Origin of the sequence: Rothia sp. HMSC071C12, from assembly GCF_001813895.1 — a bacterium.
GTDB classification, from domain to species: domain Bacteria; phylum Actinomycetota; class Actinomycetes; order Actinomycetales; family Micrococcaceae; genus Rothia; species Rothia mucilaginosa.
Window position 1 is genome coordinate 53631 of sequence record NZ_KV814378.1, and the last position, 20955, is coordinate 74585.

16 protein-coding genes and 1 pseudogene are annotated in these 20955 nt (G+C 59.9%); 11 read left to right on the forward strand and 6 right to left on the reverse strand.

The window, feature by feature from the left end; translation table 11 throughout:
* Positions 1-296 precede the first annotated feature (296 nt).
* From HMPREF2942_RS08000 to HMPREF2942_RS08010, 3 genes are all read left to right on the forward strand, one after another.
* Positions 297-1439 (forward strand): FecCD family ABC transporter permease, encoded by a 1143-nt coding sequence (locus tag HMPREF2942_RS08000; protein ID WP_083313477.1) that lies wholly within the window; start codon positions 297-299, stop codon positions 1437-1439.
* Positions 1439-2383, forward strand: coding sequence for an ABC transporter ATP-binding protein (locus HMPREF2942_RS08005; protein WP_083313478.1), 945 nt, complete (start codon positions 1439-1441; stop codon positions 2381-2383). The genes HMPREF2942_RS08000 and HMPREF2942_RS08005 overlap by 1 nt, the downstream gene beginning before the upstream one ends.
* Before the next feature lie 160 nt (positions 2384-2543).
* Positions 2544-3695 (forward strand): ABC transporter substrate-binding protein, encoded by a 1152-nt coding sequence (locus HMPREF2942_RS08010; RefSeq protein WP_246822826.1) that lies wholly within the window; start codon positions 2544-2546, stop codon positions 3693-3695.
* 152 nt (positions 3696-3847) lie between these two features.
* Here HMPREF2942_RS08010 and HMPREF2942_RS08015 read toward each other — a convergent pair whose 3' ends face one another.
* Complete coding sequence (locus tag HMPREF2942_RS08015) at positions 3848-5176, reverse strand: 2-oxoglutarate dehydrogenase (protein WP_070634110.1); 1329 nt, start codon at positions 5174-5176, stop codon at positions 3848-3850.
* A 511-nt stretch (positions 5177-5687) separates the two neighbouring features.
* Positions 5688-6374: an IMPACT family protein gene (locus tag HMPREF2942_RS08020; RefSeq protein ID WP_049353142.1), complete on the reverse strand. Its 687-nt coding sequence runs from the start codon at positions 6372-6374 to the stop codon at positions 5688-5690.
* Positions 6375-6432: 58 nt separating this feature from the next.
* Here HMPREF2942_RS08020 and coaE point away from each other — a divergent pair, with 58 nt between their 5' ends.
* Positions 6433-7068, forward strand: a complete 636-nt coding sequence (gene coaE / locus HMPREF2942_RS08025) for a dephospho-CoA kinase (RefSeq protein WP_049353143.1) — start codon at positions 6433-6435, stop codon at positions 7066-7068.
* 224 nt (positions 7069-7292) lie between these two features.
* On the opposite strand, the gene rpsA is transcribed toward coaE, so the two are convergent.
* Both rpsA and polA read right to left on the reverse strand, forming a co-directional pair.
* On the reverse strand, positions 7293-8747 hold the full coding sequence (gene rpsA / locus HMPREF2942_RS08030) for a 30S ribosomal protein S1 (RefSeq protein WP_005506223.1): 1455 nt from the start codon (positions 8745-8747) through the stop codon (positions 7293-7295).
* A 777-nt stretch (positions 8748-9524) separates the two neighbouring features.
* Positions 9525-12536 carry a DNA polymerase I gene (polA, locus tag HMPREF2942_RS08035; protein WP_070688818.1) on the reverse strand — a complete coding sequence of 1004 codons (3012 nt, stop codon included), beginning with the start codon at positions 12534-12536 and terminating at the stop codon, positions 9525-9527.
* A 419-nt stretch (positions 12537-12955) separates the two neighbouring features.
* On the opposite strand from polA, the gene HMPREF2942_RS08040 reads away from it, so the two are divergent.
* The 3 genes from HMPREF2942_RS08040 to HMPREF2942_RS08050 all read left to right on the forward strand — a co-directional run bounded on the left by HMPREF2942_RS08040 (position 12956) and on the right by HMPREF2942_RS08050 (position 15234).
* Complete coding sequence (locus tag HMPREF2942_RS08040; RefSeq protein ID WP_070634352.1) at positions 12956-14233, forward strand: dicarboxylate/amino acid:cation symporter; 1278 nt, start codon at positions 12956-12958, stop codon at positions 14231-14233.
* A gap of 132 nt (positions 14234-14365) precedes the next feature.
* On the forward strand, positions 14366-14872 hold the full coding sequence (locus tag HMPREF2942_RS08045) for a PaaI family thioesterase (RefSeq protein ID WP_070543074.1): 507 nt from the start codon (positions 14366-14368) through the stop codon (positions 14870-14872).
* A 113-nt stretch (positions 14873-14985) separates the two neighbouring features.
* Positions 14986-15234: a hypothetical protein gene (locus HMPREF2942_RS08050; protein WP_005506231.1), complete on the forward strand. Its 249-nt coding sequence runs from the start codon at positions 14986-14988 to the stop codon at positions 15232-15234.
* Positions 15235-15474: 240 nt separating this feature from the next.
* Here the strand turns inward: HMPREF2942_RS08050 and HMPREF2942_RS08055 are convergent, their stop codons facing one another.
* A complete protein-coding gene (locus HMPREF2942_RS08055) occupies positions 15475-16086 on the reverse strand; it encodes an ANTAR domain-containing response regulator (RefSeq protein ID WP_005509159.1) in 612 nt (203 codons plus the stop codon).
* Positions 16087-16525: 439 nt separating this feature from the next.
* Here HMPREF2942_RS08055 and HMPREF2942_RS08060 point away from each other — a divergent pair, with 439 nt between their 5' ends.
* On the forward strand, positions 16526-17428 hold the full coding sequence (locus HMPREF2942_RS08060; RefSeq protein WP_070688819.1) for a PIN-like domain-containing protein: 903 nt from the start codon (positions 16526-16528) through the stop codon (positions 17426-17428).
* A 138-nt stretch (positions 17429-17566) separates the two neighbouring features.
* Here the strand turns inward: HMPREF2942_RS08060 and HMPREF2942_RS08065 are convergent, their stop codons facing one another.
* Positions 17567-18616 (reverse strand): glycosyltransferase, encoded by a 1050-nt coding sequence (locus tag HMPREF2942_RS08065; RefSeq protein WP_070688820.1) that lies wholly within the window; start codon positions 18614-18616, stop codon positions 17567-17569.
* A 284-nt stretch (positions 18617-18900) separates the two neighbouring features.
* On the opposite strand from HMPREF2942_RS08065, the gene HMPREF2942_RS08070 reads away from it, so the two are divergent.
* The 3 genes and pseudogenes from HMPREF2942_RS08070 (at position 18901) to HMPREF2942_RS08075 (ending at position 20839) form a co-directional block, all read left to right on the forward strand.
* On the forward strand, positions 18901-19692 hold the full coding sequence (locus HMPREF2942_RS08070; protein ID WP_070634355.1) for a hypothetical protein: 792 nt from the start codon (positions 18901-18903) through the stop codon (positions 19690-19692).
* 46 nt (positions 19693-19738) lie between these two features.
* Positions 19739-19939, forward strand: a pseudogene (locus HMPREF2942_RS09640) (helix-turn-helix domain-containing protein); the annotation flags it as partial.
* Positions 19940-20080: 141 nt separating this feature from the next.
* Complete coding sequence (locus HMPREF2942_RS08075) at positions 20081-20839, forward strand: ImmA/IrrE family metallo-endopeptidase (protein ID WP_246823662.1); 759 nt, start codon at positions 20081-20083, stop codon at positions 20837-20839.
* Positions 20840-20955: the final 116 nt, after the last annotated feature.

Here is a 20955-nt window from a genome sequence, read left to right on the forward strand (position 1 = left end):
GACGCAAAAGATAAGAGGTATTCGACTGGTTCATCTGCGCTACCGGGCAGGAGGCGAGCGGGAGCATTCTCCCGCACGATGACGGTGATCTTAGGAACAGCGCTCTTAGGGGTGGCCGCCCTCCCCCACAGCCACCGCCACTCACGGGTGCCGCACCGCAGAAGATAAGCGGCAACACATAAAGACTTATGACGGGCACTCCGCACCCGCACCCTTTGCCTCCTTGATGTGGCTCACATATGTTTAGAGCACACACGCAGACAGAACGGGACCACAAGAGCGCACGGAAGGACTCCATGAGCACGACCACGGAGACAGCTTCACAGGCAACCCCGAACGAATGCACAGAAGCAAACCCGGAGGCGAACCCCACCGGCGCACCGGCTGCCACCTTAGCTACCAAAACCGAGCATCGTAGCACCCTCTTCGCGTCCTCGTACCCGCTGATTCTGCTCATCGCCCTCGCCATTCTGTTGGGCGTCACCTACCTCTCGCTCATCACCGGCAGGTACCCGCTCGAATTGGACGAGCTCTTCCGCATTCTCGGTAAGAACTGGTTCGGCATGGACCTGAAAGTCTACAAGCCCGCCGAAAATATGCTGCTGACCGTGCGTATTCCGCGTCTGCTCGCCGCCGGGCTCATCGGTGCAGCCCTCGCCATTGCGGGCGCTACTTTCCAGGCGGTCTTCCGTAACCCGTTGGTCTCCCCGTACCTGCTGGGTGTTTCGCAGGGTGCGTCGGTGGGTGCCGCCTCCGCCATTCTGCTGGGTGTGGGCACGAGCCTCGCGATTCAGGGTTCCGCCCTCGCCGGTGGTCTCGCCGCCGTGCTGCTGACCGTGAGTATTCCTCACCTGTTGAAGAATCAGTCCACGCTCATGCTGGTGCTCTCGGGCGTGATTGTGGGTGGCTTCGGCACCGCCGCACTCGGTGCGTTGAAGTTCATTGCGAACCCTGAAACTCAGCTGGCACAGATCGTGTTCTGGCAGATGGGTTCCCTGCAGGACGTACGCGCGGAAGCACTCACGCAGTTTGCGCTGGTGGCGGTGCCCTGCATTCTGTTGCTCTTGGCGATGCGTTGGCGCATCAATATCCTCTCGCTCGGTGACGATGAGGCGCGCACCCTCGGCATTAACCTGACCCGCACCCGCGGTATCACCATTCTGCTGGCAACCCTGGTCACCGCGACCAGCGTGTGTATTGGCGGCCCGATTTCTTGGGTTGGCCTGGTCATTCCGCACCTGTGCCGCCTGCTGGTCGGTAGTGACACGACCAAGCTCATGCCGCTGTCCATTCTGATGGGTGCTTCGTTCATGATGTTCGTCGATACCCTGGCGCGTAGCCTCACCAGCGCGGAGGTTCCTCTGAGCGTACTGACCGGCTTCATTGGCACGCCCCTGTACGTGGCGTTGCTGCTGCTTGGAAAGGTTCGGGTGAAGTAATGTCGCCTTCCGTTCCCGATGCTCAGCACCGCACGGATGCGAGCGCCGAGGTTCTGCTGCACCTGGACGATGCGGGCTTCCGTTACGGCCACCGGGGCGAGCGCATCAATCGCCGCCGCGCTGGTCTGCACCGTTCCGGGCACCGCTCCAGCCGCTGGATTTTCCGCAACGTGAACCTGCAGGTGCGCCGCGGTGAGGTCCTCGCCATTCTGGGTCGCAACGGTGTGGGTAAGTCCACCCTGTTGAACTCCCTGATTGGTTTGCACTCGCTCACCGAGGGCACCGTCCACCTGGGCGGTGAGCCGCTAGATTCTTTGACCGCGACCGAGCGTGCCCGCCGCATCGCCTACCTTCCGCAGATGGAGGGTCGCGGCATCTCCTACACCGTGACCGAGTACCTGCTGATGGGTCGCGCACCCTATATCGGGTTGTTCTCTTCACCCTCGAGCCGTGACCGTGAGCAGGTGCACACCGTGATGGAGGAGCTGGGTCTGCTCGACCTGGCACATTCCCCGTTGGATGAGCTGTCGGGTGGTCAGCGTCAGCAGGTGGGTATTGCCCGAACCCTGGTGCAAGACGCCCCGCTTATCGTTTTGGACGAGCCGACGAGCGCCCTCGATGTGGCGAATCAGGCGAAGGTTCTGCGGAAAATTCGGCAGCTGCGCGATGCCGGGTACGGGGTCATCTTCACGACCCACAACCCGGATCACGCCCTCATGCTGGATGCGACCGTCGCCCTGCTTGGTGCGCGCGATATGCCCGATACCGTGCCAAACGCAACGCCGGAGGTACCTGCAGATGCGCCGGCTCAACTTTTGACGGGCCGCGCCTCCAAGGTGCTCACGAGCGAGGTTCTCTCCCGCACCTTCAATACCGGCCTGACGGTGGCTTACTCCCCCGAGCTGGGTCGTTCCAGCGTGCACATGACGAGCCTCGATATCTGAGGCTCCGCAGCGTTTAGATTTCCGGCGGTGGTTTGGGTGGCACACAAGAGATACGGTAGAGGTGCCCTTTGTCTTGTGGGAGGCGTGTCCCTAGCACGCCTGCCCCACCCAGGCCGCCGCCGGGTTATTCACCCACCCTATCGACACAGAAAGACACATCATGAAGATTACGAAGTTCCACACCGGCATTGCCCTGACCACTTCCCTGCTGCTGGCTGCGCTGACCGGTTGCGGTGCCGCGAACACCGCCTCCTCCTCTGCATCGGGTTCCGCCTCGAGCTCGGTGTCCGCTTCCGCCTCCTCTCAGAGCTCGAAGAAGCACACCAGCTTCTTCGTGAAGGATAACGGTGACGGCACCAAGGTCATTAAGGACATTGACGGCAAGGAGGTCACCGTACCCACCACCCCGGAGCGCATCGCTGACCTGTGGCACGCAAACAACCAGGTGGTTCTGCTGCTCGGCGGCGCTGAGAAGCTGGTGTCCACCACCTCTACCGTGAAGTCCCTGGCATGGTTCAAGCAGGTGTACCCCGGTATTGAGAAGGTTGACGCGCCGGTGAAGGGCACCGACGTGAACATGGAGCAGCTGCTTGCCGATAAGCCGGAGGTGCTACTCGCCTCCTCGAAGGAGCAGATTGCGAAGGCATCTGAGGCGGGTATCCCGGCGGTGCACGTGGAGTTCCAGAACTTCGCGGATCTGAAGCGCACCGTTGAGCTGACCGCCGAGGTCATTGGCACCGATGAGGCGATTGAGCGTGCCGAGAAGTACCTGGCGTACCTGGAGAAGAACGAGAACCTCATCAAGGAGCGCCTGCAGGGCGTCACCGAGTCCCCGAAGGTTCTGCACATTGCGGGCGGTTCTGACCTGACGAAGGTGGACGGCTCGAACTCCCTAATTGGTGAATGGATGAAGCTTTCGGGTGCGAAGAACTCCCTGGACGGCGTGGAGAACTTGAAGAACATTTCCCTGGAGCAGATTATTGCCTCACAGCCGGAGTACATCATCATTGGCGGCGCGGATGCGCAGAAGGGCGTGGACGCGATTAAGGCGGACGCCGCGTGGGCTGACGTTCCGGCGGTGAAGAACGGCAAAATTATTAAGAACCCGGTCGGCACCTTCAACTGGGACCGCTACTCCGCCGAGGAGGCTCTGCAGATTCTGTGGGCGGCGAAGCTGTTCCATCCCGAGAAGTTCTCCGACGTTGACCTGGTGAAGGAGACCCGCGAGTTCTACTCGACCTTCTACGGCTACCAGCTGACCGAGGATGAGGCGCAGCGCATCATCAACGGTCAGGGTCCCGCGGCTAGCTAATCCGGCAACTAGCTCGCCTGGCGATTGGTTAGTTCGTTAAACACGTACCGCCCGGAACCGTGCTCACAACACGATTCCGGGCGGTATTTTATTGGTTTGTAGCCGTGGGGCGCCACAGTGATAGTTGACGGCAGCGCTAGTTGACCGCAGTGCTAGCGCACCTCCACGGTGGCTCCGGCGAGGCTCATCAGCGCCCGGTTCGTTAGCGGAAGGTACCCGTTCAGGGCGCTCAAAATCAGCTGCATGGTGCGCTCTTCATCCTCCACGCTCAGCCCGCGCGGAATACCCACACCCGGCACGCAAATGCGCTGCTTATACAGGTCAATCACCGCGCACACGGTGCGGTTCGGCACGCCCAACACCGGCAGCATGCCGCGGTGATTGACGGTGCGCAGGCCCTTACCGACCACGGCAGCGGTGCGGATATCCGGGCGGGCACTCCTCGCAAACCGGGAGGCGCCCGCACCGTTCGCAAAAGCAGCAGGGTCGGGAATACTATTCGGCACCGCGCTCTTCTCGTTCAGTACAGACAGCAGCGGCTCCCCCACCGCGGCGGTGACCGCCACGTAGCGTACCTGCCGGTCCATGGCGTTGAGGAAGTCCAGTTCCGCGTACTCCTCCACACGGTAGTTTTCGACCAGGCCAGCTTCACCCGACCCGGTTTCTTCCACGGTGCGGGTGATGACTTCTTCATCGTAGAAGCTTGCCACGCATACCTGCGGGGCGCCGCGCTCAATGCGGGCGCGGCACTGGTAGTCGTCGTCGAGCAGCCAGAGGGACAGCTCGTAGCCATCGGGCACATCGCGCACACCGGTCGCGAGCAGCACTTCGCTGCCGTCCAGGGAGAACGGCTCCCAGCCTGCCGGTTCAAAAGCGTTGAGGGCACCGTCCAGGGCGGGGTTGCAGGAGCCGAGGCTTGGCGCCTGATCAGCCGGGGTGAATGCCTCGGTGGCGGGCATGGCGATGGTGAGCCCGCGCATCCTGCCGGCGAGGCAGAGTTCAACCGCCATAAGCAGGTGACCCGCACCTTCACGGCTCAGTGCTGGGCTCTGAACCAGGTGCGCCACGCCGGAGTTGTCCAGGCTGAGGTGTTCGCCAACTCCGCGGGCGGCGTTGGAATAGCGGTTGTGCAAGCGCACCAGCTCGTCAATGGGCAGGGCGCGGCCCACGGCGCCAAACGCCTGGGCGATAGCGTGAACGTGTTCGGGGAAGACGCGGCAGAGCCTGCCGAGCTGACGGGCAAACTCTGCCGGACGCTGCGTGAGCACGCTCAGAAGGGTGCCGAGGTTCTGCTGGCGGTAGGCGTTGAGTAGCTGGGCGACGGTGGCGGGTTCAAGCTGCTCGACAGTGCCCATCTTGGGGAGGCGCGCTCCCTGGCGGTTGAGGGTCGCGGTGCCGCCGCGGCTGCCCGCGGACTGCTCTGATGAGTTTTTGCCTGCTTGTTCGTCTACTTGTTGATAGTAGGTTCCCGACTGCGTCACGTTTTCACGACCTTGAGCTCTTCAGAGCGTTCGTTAGCTGATTCTTCGTAAGGTGACGGGCGGGGCTCAGCGCCTACCGGCAGATGGTTCGTGCACACACTACCGTCTGCCGGATCGTATAGTACCGGCATACAGCTGTGCCTCGTTCCTTGAGCAACTAAGCTATAGCTTCAAGACGTCAGCATCAGGACCTCAGCGCTGAGATAGTACCCAGTTCTCGGCGCTGAGATGTCAGCGTTGAGCCCTGCCCGTCGGTGCGGGCGCACGCGTTGCCTCGTGGAGGCGCCGGGCTGGGTTACCGCTGGTGACGAACCCGTTGCCCGTGCCGTGGAGGGGCGTGTGCGTTCCGCAACGCTTTTTAGGCTATCAGCTTTAGCGGGCAATTACTAGGGTTAGAGTAACTATTAACTAAGGTTGGACTATCTTTTGGGTTTTGGGGGCTTTAGGCAGGCGCTCTAGCCCGAAAATCTGGGACCGGAAATCTAAGACCGAGAATATAGGGAGCGGTAACCTAGACCGGCAAATCCACCCACTGCGTGTCCCCCCAGGTCACACTCGCCGCACCGGAACTCAGGCTCACCACCAGCTCCTCGGCACGCGCCAGCTCCTCCGAGCGGTCAAACACGCCCAAGGAAATCGTGGCACCCTCCGCACCGTACTCGGTACCCAGCACATTCAGACCGGCGGCACGAATCTCGTTCTCCAGGCGGCCAGCATCCGCATGCGAACTGGGCACCTGACCCACACGCAGACGCTCACGCGAATCGAATAGCGCACCATCCAGGGTCTGCACCACCGAATCAGTGTAGGCGCGCACCAAACCGCCCGCGCCAAGCTTAATGCCACCGAAATAGCGCACGACCACCGCAACCACATCCGACAGGTCGGTGGTGCCGTCCTCGCGGGTCTGACGCGCCAGCAGCGCCTGCATCATCGGCACACCGGCGGTACCGGCGGGCTCACCATCATCGGAGGAACGCTGAATATCGCGGTCAGCACCAATAATGAACGCCGAACACACGTGGCGGGCATCGTGGTAGGTCTTGCGCACCGACTCAATGTAGGCGCGCGCCTCCTCAACGGTACTCACGCGCTTGATGTGACCGATAAATTCGCTACGCTTAATTTCGAGGAGGCTCTCATAGGGCTCATCGCCGCGCGGCACAAGGTATCGGTTGGCGCGAGTTTCTTCCTGCATGTGTCCTCCTCTAATCAGTACCTATCTATTGTGGCACAGCCCGTCAGGAGCACCGTCCATGTCCCAGCCTTCTTCCCCCGCCTCCACTGCCCTGCGCCGTTACGCCCTCACCGGCGGTATCGGCAGCGGCAAGAGCACCATCGCCTCCCTCTTCGTTGAGCAGGGCGCGTTCCTGGTGGATGCGGACGCTATCTCCCGCTCCCTCATGGAGCCCGGCGAGGCGGTGCTCGCCCGCACGGTCGCGGAGTTCGGTGAGCATCTGCTCGATGAGGACGGCCGCCTCAACCGCCCCGCCCTGGCGCGTATCGTGTTCAATGATGAGCAGGCGCGCCTGCGTCTGAACGCAATTGTGCATCCCGCTATTCGTGAGCGTGCCGCACAGCTGGTGGAGCAGGCGCAGTCCGAACCCGGTTTTAGCGGCGTGGTGCTGGAGGATATTCCTCTGCTCGTGGAGACCGGCGACCCGTCCGCTTTTGAGGGCGTGGTCGTGGTGCGCACTCCCCTGGCGACTCGCCTGCAGCGCCTCGTATCTTCACGCGGCATGAGTGAGGAGGATGCGCGCGCCCGCATCGCCGCGCAGGCAACCGACGAGCAGCGTGAGGCGGTCGCAACCTGGATTATCGATAATGGCGGCTCGCTGGAGGAAACCGCCGAGCAGGTGCGCGCCGTCTGGGAGCAGATGACCGCCGCCTAAAATCCTCCCCAGCAACACGGGGCGCAGCAATACAGAGCACAGCAACACCGGGCACGTACCCCGGCTCCCAACGTCCCCCAACCCCGACTCACCCGGCCCCCAATAACGCAAAGAACCCCCTCACCTCCCAAACGGGAGGTGAGGGGGTTCCTCTGCTCTAGGCACCCCACGCGGGGGTTACCTATCGGCTATTACGCCTGATGAGTGCTCATCTGAGCGGCAGATTAGTTGCCGGTCAGCTTCTTGCGGAGCTCAGCCAGTGCCTCATCCGATGCGAGGGTACCTGCGGAAGCGGGCTCCTCGGAGGAGTAAGAGGTCGGTGCGGGCTCAGCTGCTGCGGGAGCTGCTGCTGCAGCCTCTGCGTCAGCCTCGAGAGCCTTAGCAACCTGAACCTTGTGAGCCTCGAAGCGAGCCTGTGCCTCTGCGTACTGTGCTTCCCAAGCCTCGCGCTGTGCGTCGAAGCCTTCCAGCCACTCGTTAGCCTCGGGGTCGAAGCCCTCGGGGTACTTGTAGTTGCCAGCCTCGTCGTACTCTGCAGCCATGCCGTACAGAGCGGGGTCAAACTCGGTAGCGTTGGGGTCAACGCCCTCGTTTGCCTGCTTGAGGGACAGGGAGATGCGGCGGCGGTCCATGTCGATGTCGATGATCTTAACGAAGACCTCTTCACCAACGGAGACGACCTGCTCAGCCAGATCAACGTGGCGGGTTGCCAGCTCGGAGATGTGGACGAGGCCCTCGATGCCGTCCTCAACGCGCACGAATGCACCGAAGGGAACGAGCTTGGTGACCTTGCCGGGAACAATCTGACCCAGAGCGTGGGTGCGAGCAAATGCCTGCCACGGATCTTCCTGGGTTGCCTTGAGGGACAGGGACACGCGCTCGCGGTCCAGGTCCACCTCGAGAACCTCGACGGTAACGGGCTGGCCAACCTCGACAACCTCGGACGGGTGGTCGATGTGCTTCCAGGACAGCTCGGAAACGTGAACCAGACCGTCCACGCCACCCAGGTCCACGAATGCACCGAAGTTGACGATGGAGGAGACAACGCCCTCGCGGACCTGACCCTTCTCCAGCTCGTTGAGGAAGGAGGAGCGAACAGCGGACTGAGTCTCTTCCAGGTATGCACGGCGGGACAGAACAACGTTGTTGCGGTTCTTGTCCAGCTCGATGATCTTAGCTTCGATCTGCTGACCGATGTAAGGTGCGAGGTCGCGGACGCGGCGCATCTCAACGAGGGATGCGGGCAGGAAGCCACGCAGACCGATGTCGAGGATAAGGCCACCCTTGACAACCTCGATAACGGTACCGGTAACGACGCCGTCGTTTTCCTTGACCTTCTCGATGTCGCCCCATGCACGCTCGTACTGTGCGCGCTTCTTGGAGAGGATCAGGCGACCTTCCTTGTCCTCCTTGGTGAGGACGAGTGCCTCAACCTCGGAGCCGAGCTCGACAACCTCAGAGGGGTCGATGTCGTGCTTGATGGACAGCTCGCGGGAGGGGATGACGCCTTCGGTCTTGTAACCGATGTCGAGCAGAACCTCATCGTGGTCGATCTTAACGACCTGGCCGGAGACGAGATCGCCGTCGTTGAAGACCTTGATGGTCTTCTCGACTGCCTCGAGGAATGCCTGCTCGTCGCCGATGTCGTTGATTGCGACCTGAGGGATGTTGGTGCTCATGTAGTGAGGGCTCCAATTGGATTTCTAATAGGTCGACGCTGCCGGTTCGCCGTTCAACACCCCCGAGTGGAGGCGCCGACCGGCTCACTTTTTCACCCCGGCGCGCACGGCATAGGGCCGCTAACGCCTTTGAACGGGGTGAGGAAACGTCGAGCTGACGGATACTTACAATGTGTACCACCCACCGGAAGCAGATGCTCTCAGCAGGGTGTGCGAGCGGTCTGTGCCCGTTTTCTCCCCGTTTTCTTAAGGAGAAAAAAGAGCATAGAAAACCCGTACGTTGGTACACGCGATTAATAGTGTACGGGAATCCCGGGCGTGTCGTCAATGGTTACGCGCCCGGGATTCCCGTACTTATTTGCGGTTTTGAACTTGTGGTTTACGTTGTGGTTTGCGGAGGGGACGGCGCCCGTCCTCGTTCCTCTCCCCACCCAAGGATGCGACCGGTGCGCACCTTCCTACGCTCCTACAGGGGAACCCACCCTCTCGGGCGCTCCGCTCTCTCCTTGCTTCGCTGCGGAGAGCACCCGAGAGGGTACCCTGATGTCGCTTCCGGAAGGTGCACCGGCACGCTCCGGTAGCGGGGCCAAGAGCGGCTCGCTGAGCAGCTACCCGGAAAACGCGGCCGCACCCGCTCGGTGACCTGCTACCCCCAGCGCGGAAAGGCGGTATCGTCCGTAGTGACATCAGGGTGCCCGAAGCGAAGCGAGGGCGGGTGCCCCTGTAGGAACGAGGACGAATACCGCTTTCCGTGCAGAGCCGAGAGAAGAAACGAACCTAGTGGCCTGCCTCCTGCCAAGACTTGCCCCAGCCGACCTGCACATCCAGAGGAACACGCAGGGAGGCGGCACCACTCATCTCCTCGACGAGCACGCGTTCGGCGGCTTCACGCTCACCGGTGGCGACTTCGAGGATGATTTCGTCGTGCACCTGCAGCAGCATGCGGGTCTTCAGGCCCTCTTCGCGCAGGCGGCGGTGAATATTGATCATGGCGATCTTGATGATGTCCGCGGCGGTGCCCTGAATCGGGGCGTTGAGGGCGGCGCGCTCGGCGGCTTCACGGCGTACACGGTTGGGCGAGTCCAGGTCGGGCAGCACGCGGCGGCGACCGAAAATGGTTTCGGTGTAGCCGTCCTGGTGTGCCTGCTTGAGCACGCCGCGCAGGAAGCGTCCCACGCGTCCGAAGCGCTTGAAGTAGTTGGTGCGCAGTTCGCCTGCTTCGTCGGAGCTGATGTTCAGCTGCTTGGCGAGGCCGAAGCGGGACAGGCCGTATGCCAGGCCGTAGGACATTGCCTTGACCTTGGAACGCTGTTCGGGGGTGACTTCTTCGGGGGCTACGCCGAAGACTTCGGAGCCGACGTAACGGTGCAGGTCCTCCCCCGCTTCGTAGGCTGCGATGAGCTTCTCGTCGGCGGCGAGGTGCACCATGATGCGCATTTCGATCTGCGAGTAGTCGGCGGTGAGCAGACCCTCGTACTCCACGCCGTCGACGGGTGCGGGCGCGACGATGAAGGCTCCACGGATGCGGCGGCCTTCTTCGGTGCGGATCGGGATGTTCTGCAGGTTCGGCGCGGTCGAGGAGAGGCGGCCGGTGGCGGCGGCACCCTGCTGGAAGGTGGTGTACACGCGTCCGTCGTCGGCGGCTGCTTTCTGCAGGCCTTCGACGGTCTGTACGAGCTTGATGTTGTCGCGGTAGGCGGCGAGCGCACCGAGGAATGCGGCACCGTCGGACTCCGGGGAGATTTTGGTGAGCAGTTCGGTGACGGATTCGGCGTCGGTGGAGTAGCCGGATTTGATTTTGCGGGTGTGCGGCAGGGCGAGCTTGTCGAAGAGCACGGTCTGCAGCTGTTTGACGGAGGCGAGATTGAGGGGTTCTTCGCCGTCGTCGGTTTGGACGGTGTCGCCGATGATGGTGCGTGCGGCGTCCTGTGCCTGGTTAGCGCGTGCGGAGAAGGTGTCGTGCAGTTCGGCAAGGAGCGCGTCGGAGACAGCGATACCTGCCTGCTCCATGTCTGCGAGGACGTAGAGTAGCGGCAGTTCGATTTCTTCGTAGACTTTCAGCTGGCCGTGTTCTTCCATTTCGTAGTGCAGCAGGCGTGCGAGTTCGTGGATGATGCGGCTAATTTGCGTGAAGTAGCGCAGGTTTTCGACGGGTTCGGCTTCGCCGGGCAGGCTGAAGAGGGAGGGTTCTGCCTCGTCTTCTTCGGGTTGGAAGACGAGCTGCGCGTAGGGGTCCTTGGGGATCCAGAGGTAACGTTCGGCGAGGTCTTCCATGCGTTCGGAGAAGAGCTTGCGGGTTGCGGTGGGGATGAAGCCGCACATGTAAGAGGACAGGACGGGGTCTTCGACGGCGCCAGCGAGTTCGTAGCCGTAGGCGCGCAGGAGTTTGCGCTGAACCTTGAGGTCCATGACGATTTTGCGGGCTGCTTCGTCAGAGAGCCAGGCGGCGAGGGCGGCGTCGAGTTCCGGGTCGATGGTGCGGGTGTCGATCCAGAGGCTGGTGTTCTTGCTGGTGAGGAGCACGCCGAGCAGTTCGGGGTTTTCTTCGGCAGCGCGGATCTTGGTTTTGGTGACCTTGACGGCGGGTGCGTCGCCGATGGCGGGGCGCGCTACGGGCAGGTTGGTGACCGGGTAGAGGGTCACGGCACCTTCGAGGCGTTCGGGTACGGCGATGGGCGCACCCTGTTCGTCGTTGCCGTAGTTTTCTTCGGCTGCGGCGGCGCAGAAGGCGCGGAATGCTGCTACGTCTGCGTTTTTGGTGGGTGCGCTGGTGGCAATGGGTGCGTAGACGGGGCCGGTGGGTGCTTTCTTGGTGGCGCCCTCCTCCCCTACTTCTGCGGTGGAACTTGCAGAGCCAGCGGATCCGGCGGCACGCACGATGGGGCCGAGGGTGTCGGCGGCGCGCTTGCGGATGGTGCGGAACTCTACTTCGTCGAAGAAGGTGTTGAGTGCATCCAGGTCGGGGGTGAATGCGGTGTCTTCGAGGGTGACGTTCAGGTCGAGGTCGTTGACGAGCTGGTTGAGGCGGCGGTTGCGCACGACGTTGTCGATGTTTTCGCGTAGTGCTTCGCCCTTCTTACCGCCGATTTTGTCGCTGTTTTCGATGACGGCGTCGAGGGAGCCGTATTCGCCGAGCCATTTGGCGGCGAAGCCGGGGCCCACTCCGGGTACGCCGGGCAGGTTGTCCGCCTGTTCGCCGGTGAGGGCGGCGAGGTCGGGGTACATGTGCGGGGGTACTTTGGTTTTCTTTTCGACGGCGGCGGGGTCCATGCGCTGAATACCCTTGGAGGGGCCGGTGGTGACCGGGTAGAGCAGGGTGACGTCGTCGGTGACGAGCTGGAAGATGTCGCGATCGCCGGAGAGGATGAGGACCTTGTAGCCGGCTTCGGTGCCGCGGCGGGTGAGGGTTGCGACGATGTCGTCGGCTTCGTAGTTTTCGTAGGTGAGCGCGGGGATGTTGAGCGCGCCGAGCATCTTTTTGATGAGGTCAATCTGGCCGTTAAAGGCTTCGGGGATGGCGTTGCGGCCGCCCTTGTATTCGCCGTATTCGGCGGTGCGGAAGGTGCCGCCGGGTAGGTCGAAGGCTACGGCGATGTGGCTGGGCTGGTTGTCTTTGATGATGCTCAGCAGGGTGGAGAGGAAGGCGTGGACGGCTTCGGTGTGCTGGCCGTCGCTGCGCACGAAGATGTGCTGTCCGGTCTTTTCGGCCATGGTGTAGATGCCGAAGAAGGAGCGTAGGGCGAGGGAGTGTCCGTCAATGAGCAGGAGGGTTTTGTTCTCTGTAGTCACTCCTCTAGTGTATCGAGTCTGAGTTTTCTTGGTGGTTGGCTTCGTGGCTGCTGGTTTTATGGTGGCTGCGGGTTTGGACTGTGGGGAGGCGCCCGCGCTGTGTTAGGTGTTGGGTGCCGGCGCTGTGCCATATAGCGGAATAACGGGGTGTGTGGAAAGAGTTTTACCTCATATGTAGGTGCCGGTGGGGTGCGTTTGGTGAGTTTTTCTCCCAAAAATTGTGCCCCAAGCCACTATATAAGGTGGATAATAATACAGTTTCCAGATAATATATAACCTTATTATCGCCTCCAGCGTAGGAACCCCCACATCCCGTGTATTCATAGGCAGAACTCTACCCAGAATTCACCGGCAGGATTCACCGGACCGTGAGGGCACATCCCGCGCTCAACACACAACGAACCCTTATTTAGGAAACTATGAAGGCACTCAAAAAACTACCCCTTCTCGTATGGATTCTCATCGCGATTGCATCGGGTGTACTCATCGGCTTGCTGACCCCCGGAATGATTAGCGGCATTAATGACGCAACCGGCGCATCCATCGCCACCGACTTCATTGTGCAGCTCTTCGTCTCCTTCTCCACCGTGTTCAGCGCCTTCCTAAGCTTCGCGATTCCACTGATTATTATCGGCTTCATCGTGCCCGGCATTGGTTCTCTCGCGCAGGGTGCAGGCAAGATGCTCGGCATCACCGTGGGTCTGGCATACCTCTCCAGCGTCCTTGCTGGCTTCCTGGCACTGACCTGCGCACTGCTGCTCTACCCCATCATCTTGAAGGGTCAGCAGCTCGCATCCTTCGATAACCCCGAGAACGCCCTCTCCACCGGTTACGTTTCCATTCAGCTGACCCCGATTATGGGCGTGCTGAGCGCCCTGATTCTCTCCTTCATCCTGGGCCTGGGCATTACCGCTTTGAAGACCCGCGCAATGCTGAACCTCTTCGAGGACTTCCAGGTCATCGTTGAGAAGATGCTCAGCTACGTGATTATCCCCCTGCTGCCCGTACACATTGTGGGCGTGTTCGCGAACATGACCCTCGCCGGTCAGGTCGCCAAGATTCTCTCCGTTTTCGGTCTTGTGTTCGTCATGGTGATTATTCTGCACTGGGTCACCCTGGCCCTGCAGTACTCGGTGGCTGGCGCGGTGTCTCGCCGTAGCCCCATCCAGATGCTCAAGACCATGATGCCCGCGTACTTCACCGCAATCGGCACCCAGTCTTCGGCTGCGACCATCCCGGTGACCGTGCGTTCTGCAAAGAAGGCTGGCATCTCTGCTCGCGTGGTGGACTTCGCGATTCCGCTGTGCGCAACCATTCACCTCTCCGGCTCCATGATCACCATTACCTCCTGCGCGGTGGCTGTGCTGTTCATGACCGGTAAGAGCCCCGACTTCGGTTCGCTGGTTCCCATGATTCTAGTGCTCGGCGTGATGATGGTTGCCGCTCCCGGCGTTCCCGGCGGTGGCGTGATGACCGCAATCGGTCTGCTGGAGTCTATGCTTGGCTTTGACTCCTCCATGATTGCCCTGATGATTGCTCTGTACCTGGCTCAGGATTCCTTCGGCACCGCGACCAACGTGACCGGTGACGCGACCATCGCAACCCTGACCGAGCGCATCTCCAAGGCAATCGGAGCGAATCCCGATAAGGAAATCCGCGACGAGGACATCGAAAAGGCAGAAGCCATTTCCGCCTAATCCTCTCCGCTTCCATAGCGTTTTTCAGCCCCGCCTCCTGAGTTCAGGAGGCGGGGCTGACCCGCACCCGGAAGCACCCGCGAAAAGCTATCCCGCCTAAAGCAACAAAAACCGAGGAGTACACTGGAAGTCATGACTGAAAACAACACACACCACGCACCCGTCCGCGCGGCAGCACCCACCACCCTCAGCGCAGAAGAAATCAAGGCGCAGCTGACCGAAAGCGGCATCCCCGAGCACCTGCACCCCTACTTCCCCCGCGGCCTGGGCGAGCTCATCCCCGCCATGGGCATTAAGTTCCAGGAACTCACCGCAGAACGCACCGTTGCGACCATGCCCGTCGCCGGTAACACCCAGCCCATCGGTCTGCTGCACGGCGGTGCCAACGTGGTTCTCGCCGAGACCCTCGGCTCGCTCTCCGCGGGTGTGCACGGCGGCGAAAACCTCGTAGCAGTCGGTGTGGACATCAACGCAACCCACGTGCGCCCGGCAGTCTCCGGCGTGGTTACCGCAACCTGCACCGCTGTCAAGCTCGGACGCACCCTGTGCATCCACTCCATCGACATTGTGGATGAGCGCGGCCGCACCACCTGCACCGCACGCATCACCAACATGCTGATTCCCCGCCCCACTGCATAATCTCCCGCAGTATAAAGTCCTACAGTCTCAGCAAGTAGCCTAAAATCGTAGAAGCACGGGGTACACGGCACCCCGCCGACACCCCACCAGAAGGTACGACCAGAAGGAGCACCATGGCCCGCGAGCGCACCCCCTATTTCAAGCGTTACCCGAAGATTGTGCGCGCCAAGCGCATTGTCCTGCCCATCGCAATCGGCGTGATGCTGGTGTGCCTGGTGACCGCCATCAACAACCCCGGCAGCTTCTGGTGGCTGGGCGTAATGCTCGGTACCGGCGGTATGCTCTGGGCTGGCTCCCCCACGGACCGCCCCATCAGCGGCCCAAACAATGACGAAGATGATTTGAACCGCTACCTGCGTTAAGTTCCGTGTAGCGCCGGGTTCCCGCCCGCGTTAGGCACCCGATTCGCGGCGCACACCCGCGAACCGTTAAACACGAACGCCCCGTCCCTCAGCTTCATCGTGAGGGGTGGGGCGTTTGTGTGTCATGAATAAGGCGCTGGTTCATCAATGCACCAGCCGTGTGTGCTCAGCGGCGATTCCTAGTCTTCGCCGTAGCGTGCGTTCGTACCTGTACCGATCTGTACTGTGTACGTCTCGTATTTAGGAGAGCTGCTTGATGATGGTGTCGGAGACTTCGCGCATGGACAGGCGACGGTCCATGGAGGTCTTCTGAATCCATCGGAAGGCTTCCGGCTCAGTCAGGTTCATCTTGGTGATGAGCAGCGACTTTGCGCGGTCAACCAGCTTGCGGGTCTCGAACTGGTCGCGGATGGTACCAACTTCCTTCTCGAGAGCGCGAATCTGCTCGTAGCGGCTGATTGCCACCTCGATTGCGGGAACCAGGTCGTTCGGGGAGAACGGCTTGACGACGTACGCCATAGCGCCTGCCTCAACGGCACGGTCAACGAGTTCCTTCTGGCTGAAGGCGGTCAGCAGAACGACGGGAGCGATCTGCTCCTTCGCGATTTCTTCAGCTGCGGTGATGCCGTCCATAATCGGCATCTTCACATCCATGAGGACGAGGTCGGGGCGGTGCTTCTGCGCTAGCTCGACGGCGGTCTTGCCGTTATCGGTTTCTGCAACAACATCGAAACCCTGGTCCTTCAGAATTTCAACGATGTCGAGGCGAATCAATGCCTCGTCTTCAGCCACGACGACGGTGCGGGCCGGGCCCTGCTCCTCCGCCTGATTTTGAGTGGTCAGCTCTGACATTACTCTTCTCCTTTATCAAATTTGAATCACTTAAAGTCTACAGGAGGGAATAAATGTTCATCTACTTTCTCGCCTCGTCCCGGGTGTGTTATATGCGTCCTATGTGCAGGTGGGAGGAGTTTTCTTTCGTCATTTTTGAGCCACCACGCAGATTTTGCATCTTAATGCATGTTTTTGTTCTATACTGCTCATGACCACAAAGAAAAACCCGCACAACGCAGAGGTCACGCGGCGAAATTCACACCTAAAACATAGACCCGAAAATGACTCTGACATGCAATAACGCGTCGTCGGGTTAGATACAAACGTAATAAACAAAATATTTATACCGAAACTCCATCACCTGCCAAAGAAGGCCGATACACTGGAATGGATTATTCTCCTCGACTTCTCCGGCACTCGCATTTGACCGACCATACTCGATACCCGGAGGGGATTCATGTCAATCACCCGTCAAGCACGCACCCTGTACTCAGACTTCGTCGAGTACAAGGAACTCGATCGCGCCCCGCTGACTTCCATTCACCCCGGAATTCTCATCGCCTTCGACTCCACCGCGCTTGCAAGCCTCTACAACTACCCAACCCACATTAGCGACGAAATCCTCCGCGCCTACTCACAGCTACGCGGACACGCCTTCCTCCCCCACCAGGCACTCAAAGAATTCTGGGCAGCACTCGACGGCGCCTCCCCCGTACCCGCCGCTGCAGACCGCGTCCGCTCAGCGCTCGCATCCTTCAAAGAAACCCTGCCCGAAGAACGCAACTCCCCCTGGAGCGCGTTGCGTTCAGTTACGCACCAGCTGGACCACTCCATCGCGCAGATCATGAGGATCCTTGAACCCACCACCGACACCGGATCCATCAACATGGCACGCCGCGAAGATGACACGATCCTGCCGCGACTGAACCGCATCTTCACCGGACACGTGGGTGCCGTGCCCAGCCCCGAACGCCACGAACAGCAGTGCCGCGAAGCCCTCGCACAGGGCCACCCGCTGCTCGCTAACGCCAGCTTTGACGCCGACTTCGCGCTCTGGAACCAGTGCGTTGCCGAAGCAACCACCCGCGTGAAAGGCACCGACTGCGTCTTCGTCACCGGTGGTGTGCGCGACACCTGGCTGCGCAACGGTCAGCAGGTACGCGCCGCATCGGGCGGCGAACACGTGCGTCAGCTCGCGAACCGTCAGCTGCTGCGTGAATACACTAAGGCAACCGGAGGCGGCGTGTTCCGCATCTACACCGTTGAGGAGATCCTGCGGCTCGCCTCCAACCAGTACGGCGTGACCGTCAGCGACGCTACCTACAGCGCGATTCGCGCGGAACAGCCCGTAGCTGTGTAAATTCGCCGTGTACAGTCACCGTTGAGAATAATCCCGCCACACCACACCCACCACCATTAACCGCGAGAAGCCACATGTGTTTCGAGAAGCCACCAAAAACGTGGCTTTTCGAAACACATGTGGCTTTTCAGCGTCTAGCTAGTTCTCACGGCTGGCGCGGTACAGCTCAGCGGCGCGCTGCTCCAAGGAATCGTCATCACCGAGCATCAGGTAGCACAAGTACAGGGTGAAGGCGGCGCGGCGGTCGGCGGCGAGCGCCTCCGCGTCATCACCCTCAGGGGTGCTGAAAGCGATAGCGTCGTGTGCCTGCGGCAGGGCGGCGATCAGGTGCGCGGCGGTTTCGTAGCCGTCCTGGTTGCCGAGCAGGGTGACGTGGTGCGGCTCCTGGTTCTTGTCAGCAGCGCCGGATTCCGCTCGGGCGGCGGAAAAGTTAGCCTTGAGAACGTCCTCAACACGGCTCATCAGCTCATCGTCGGGCAGGGTACGGTCATCTGCGGCAAACGCAACGTGGATGCCGTTCAGAGTCTCGTAGGGGTGCTCACCCGCGTAGTATCCGGCGGCGAGCGCGTAGCCGGTGAGTAGCTGCGCTTCGGCGGCGGTGAAGGTGCCGCGTGCCTCACGCAGGTCGGGCAGCAGAAGCTCAGTCAGGAGGGGGTGCAGGGACTCGGGGGCGTTCGCGATAGCCTCCTGCAGGTACTCTTCCGCCTCCGCGGTGGGCTCGGCGTTGAGCAGGGTCAGGAAAGCCTCATCGGTGCCAGCCCAGCATCGGGCGATCAGCACGAGGGTTGCAATCAGCAACAGCAGGTCGCGGTAGTTGCCCGAACGGTCAGCACCGAAGGTCTCGGCAACAACGCGTGCCAGCATGCGGGCGGCAATGTTCTCAAGGACGAACTCGTCGTAGGGGTTGCTGCCGGGCCAGTTTGCGGGGTCGGGAAGGTAGTTTTCGTCCAGGTACCGCAGCACGGGTTCGAGGGGTGCGGGCGCATCCGCAGCGAGGTCGAGGCGGCACTGCTCAACCCAGCTGTTCACGGTAGCCTCGTCAGCGATGCCGGTAGCCTCAGCCAGCTGGGCGCGCGAAAGGCTGTACGGTGCAACGAGCTTGCCGAGGTCGTCGCACGCGCCGTTGGAGCGGTAGGTGGGCTGGTAGTTGGGGGCGGGAAGAGTTCCGGGGAGGTTGGTGGCTGCCATGGTAGCTCCTTCGCTGAGGTTCGGGGTGAACTGGGTTGTATGGTGTGCGATGCGCGGTGCCGCCTGAGGGGTTGGGGCGTCTTCTTTCTACGCATCTTCTAATTTCAGAATATCCCAGAGCCCCGCATCGTGTGCTGCCCGTCGTCATTATGGGCTTCGGAGTGTTTTTATCGCCTTCACCATACCCGCCATAGACACATATAAGCACCCATCAGTTGTTAATGATAGAATCGCAGTGTATTATTTAGTTAATTTTCAAACAATATTTTTCAAAGGAGTTAATAATGTCCCACTCTCCCTATAGCAACAAGAAGGTCATGGAGGACTGGCTTAAAGACCTCGGGGTTTTGGATACTCTGGCCACTGCGGCAAAGATTATCCAGCTTGCGGCGAATAACCCGGACTACCCTGAACATGCACGGAACGCCAGCAAGGGCATGAACCACTACGAGCTTGTTGCTGAAAATCTTAATCGTGTCACCCTTACCGGTGATAAGTTTGTCTCATTTCAAAATGAACCTATCACTAAGAATCTCAACGCTTTGGCAACTGACCTTCCGCAGGAAGCATATCCGCTTCTCACTGCATTGAGCCGTCGGCGTGGTCTTTACCGCAGTGATTCGTACAAGAACATGCCCTATTGGGAGGTCAGCACCTGTTGCTCCCTGGTAATGCAAAGCGCTAACCGCTTCGGTGGCATTGACAAGATTCGTTGGGAGAGCAGCACGAAAAAGCGAATTATTTCAGCAACGAATCACTACGTTCAGGACACTCTCGATATTCCGGGGTTGGATGATCTCGTCGAAGATTTGCCGTTGCGTCTCCCCATTTTGGTAGTAGCGTATAATATTTCCCCCGAAGGTGAACTTAAGGAGTTTGCCCTTGGTCTACCTGCTCCGGTCGAACGTCGCAACCAGAGCCCTTGGGTATGGACCATTGATGTACTCGATCATGCAGCATCGTCGAAATTCCTTGCCGCCATCGATTCCGCGCAGGAAGAAGTTCAGTCTACGACCCATCCTGAGGCCCCGGCAGTTCCTGACGCTCATGTTAAGCTGAAGAAGGCAGCCGAGTAGGAGCTGTTATGACTCATACACCACACTCTTTGTCCGCGAAAGCATTATGTCTGTACAAGATTCTTCCCCCATACTCTCCTTTGACCCAAGGAGGCTCACGTTAGCTCGAGAACTTCAAGGCGTCCGCAAGAGCGATTTGGCTAGGAGTCTTGGAGTTAGCGCTGTCACTATTACTCATTGGGAATCGGGTAACCGAAACCCAACTAAAGATAATGTCTACGCACTAGCTCTAACTCTTGGCGTTGCTCCATCTTTTCTTGAAAGTCAGTTCTCAGAAGCCCCATTAATTTCTGGCGCACCTCACTTTAGGTCCTTACGCTCGACAACTCAGCTTAGTCGCAACCAGGCTCAAGCGTATACGCAAGTTGTCCAGGATGTTGTGCATACAATGAGTGAATATGTCGATTTCCCGGACCTGGTACTCCCCAGCATCTTGACTGATTCTGACCTTCCCGGTTCTGAGATTCCTCGTCTAGCAGCTGAGCAGGTTCGTAAAGATTGGGGTTTAGGGAATAAGCCCGTCCAACATGTTGTCCGCGCTATGGAGAACCATGGTATCGTCGTTGTCTTTGCTCCCTTCCAGAGCGCAGCAATTGATGCATACTCCACTTTTGGTAGCGAAGCTCCAGTAGTAGTTCTGAACCCGACAAAGGGTGATTACTACCGTCAACGCTTTGATGCCGCCCATGAACTAGGCCACCTAGTAATGCATGCTGATGCTGATCCTGGTCATAAGGTTCTTGAGGCTCAGGCTCATGCATTTGCCGCAGAATTTTTGGCACCAAGTGCATGCATTCAGGATGAATTGCCTACAGTCATGAACGGTCAAGGCTGGATGAAGCTGAAGGAGCTTAAGGAATATTGGGGCATCAGTATGCAGGCTCTTTTGTATAGGGCTAAAGAACTGGGCCGCCTTTCAGACGATGCCTACCGGAACGCTATGGTTACCGTTTCTCGTAACGGATGGCGCGCTAAGGAACCAGGTCTTATTTCTTCTCTCGAAGAACCGTCCCTAATTCCTCATGCGATTAGTCTCATCGAGGAGTCAGGCGTTCCGTCTGAGATATTGAGAGAGAAATCGCGCGTACCTCAACATTATTTTGAAGTCATCACAGCGCGACGTCCTGTTCTACCAGTAAATGTATAGGAATCAAGCCTCGAGGGAGTGTAATTCTTGCACTCTCTCGAGGCTTCTCTGGGCATCCCCAAAATGTATCAGGCCAGTTCAACAGAAAAGCCACATGTGTTTCAAACACATGTGGC

What these genes read in the sequence shown, in the direction of transcription:
- HMPREF2942_RS08000 (WP_083313477.1), top strand. Translation starts at nt 297, where the DNA reads ATGAGCACGACCACGGAGACAGCTTCACAGGCAACCCCGAACGAATGC.
- HMPREF2942_RS08005 (WP_083313478.1), top strand. Translation starts at nt 1,439, where the DNA reads ATGTCGCCTTCCGTTCCCGATGCTCAGCACCGCACGGATGCGAGCGCC.
- HMPREF2942_RS08010 (WP_246822826.1), top strand. Translation starts at nt 2,544, where the DNA reads ATGAAGATTACGAAGTTCCACACCGGCATTGCCCTGACCACTTCCCTG.
- HMPREF2942_RS08020 (WP_049353142.1), bottom strand. Translation starts at nt 6,374, where the DNA reads ATGCAGGAAGAAACTCGCGCCAACCGATACCTTGTGCCGCGCGGCGAT.
- coaE (WP_049353143.1), top strand. Translation starts at nt 6,433, where the DNA reads ATGTCCCAGCCTTCTTCCCCCGCCTCCACTGCCCTGCGCCGTTACGCC.
- rpsA (WP_005506223.1), bottom strand. Translation starts at nt 8,747, where the DNA reads ATGAGCACCAACATCCCTCAGGTCGCAATCAACGACATCGGCGACGAG.
- HMPREF2942_RS08040 (WP_070634352.1), top strand. Translation starts at nt 12,956, where the DNA reads ATGAAGGCACTCAAAAAACTACCCCTTCTCGTATGGATTCTCATCGCG.
- HMPREF2942_RS08045 (WP_070543074.1), top strand. Translation starts at nt 14,366, where the DNA reads ATGACTGAAAACAACACACACCACGCACCCGTCCGCGCGGCAGCACCC.
- HMPREF2942_RS08050 (WP_005506231.1), top strand. Translation starts at nt 14,986, where the DNA reads ATGGCCCGCGAGCGCACCCCCTATTTCAAGCGTTACCCGAAGATTGTG.
- HMPREF2942_RS08055 (WP_005509159.1), bottom strand. Translation starts at nt 16,086, where the DNA reads ATGTCAGAGCTGACCACTCAAAATCAGGCGGAGGAGCAGGGCCCGGCC.
- HMPREF2942_RS08060 (WP_070688819.1), top strand. Translation starts at nt 16,526, where the DNA reads ATGTCAATCACCCGTCAAGCACGCACCCTGTACTCAGACTTCGTCGAG.
- HMPREF2942_RS08065 (WP_070688820.1), bottom strand. Translation starts at nt 18,616, where the DNA reads ATGGCAGCCACCAACCTCCCCGGAACTCTTCCCGCCCCCAACTACCAG.
- HMPREF2942_RS08070 (WP_070634355.1), top strand. Translation starts at nt 18,901, where the DNA reads ATGTCCCACTCTCCCTATAGCAACAAGAAGGTCATGGAGGACTGGCTT.
- HMPREF2942_RS08075 (WP_246823662.1), top strand. Translation starts at nt 20,081, where the DNA reads ATGAGTGAATATGTCGATTTCCCGGACCTGGTACTCCCCAGCATCTTG.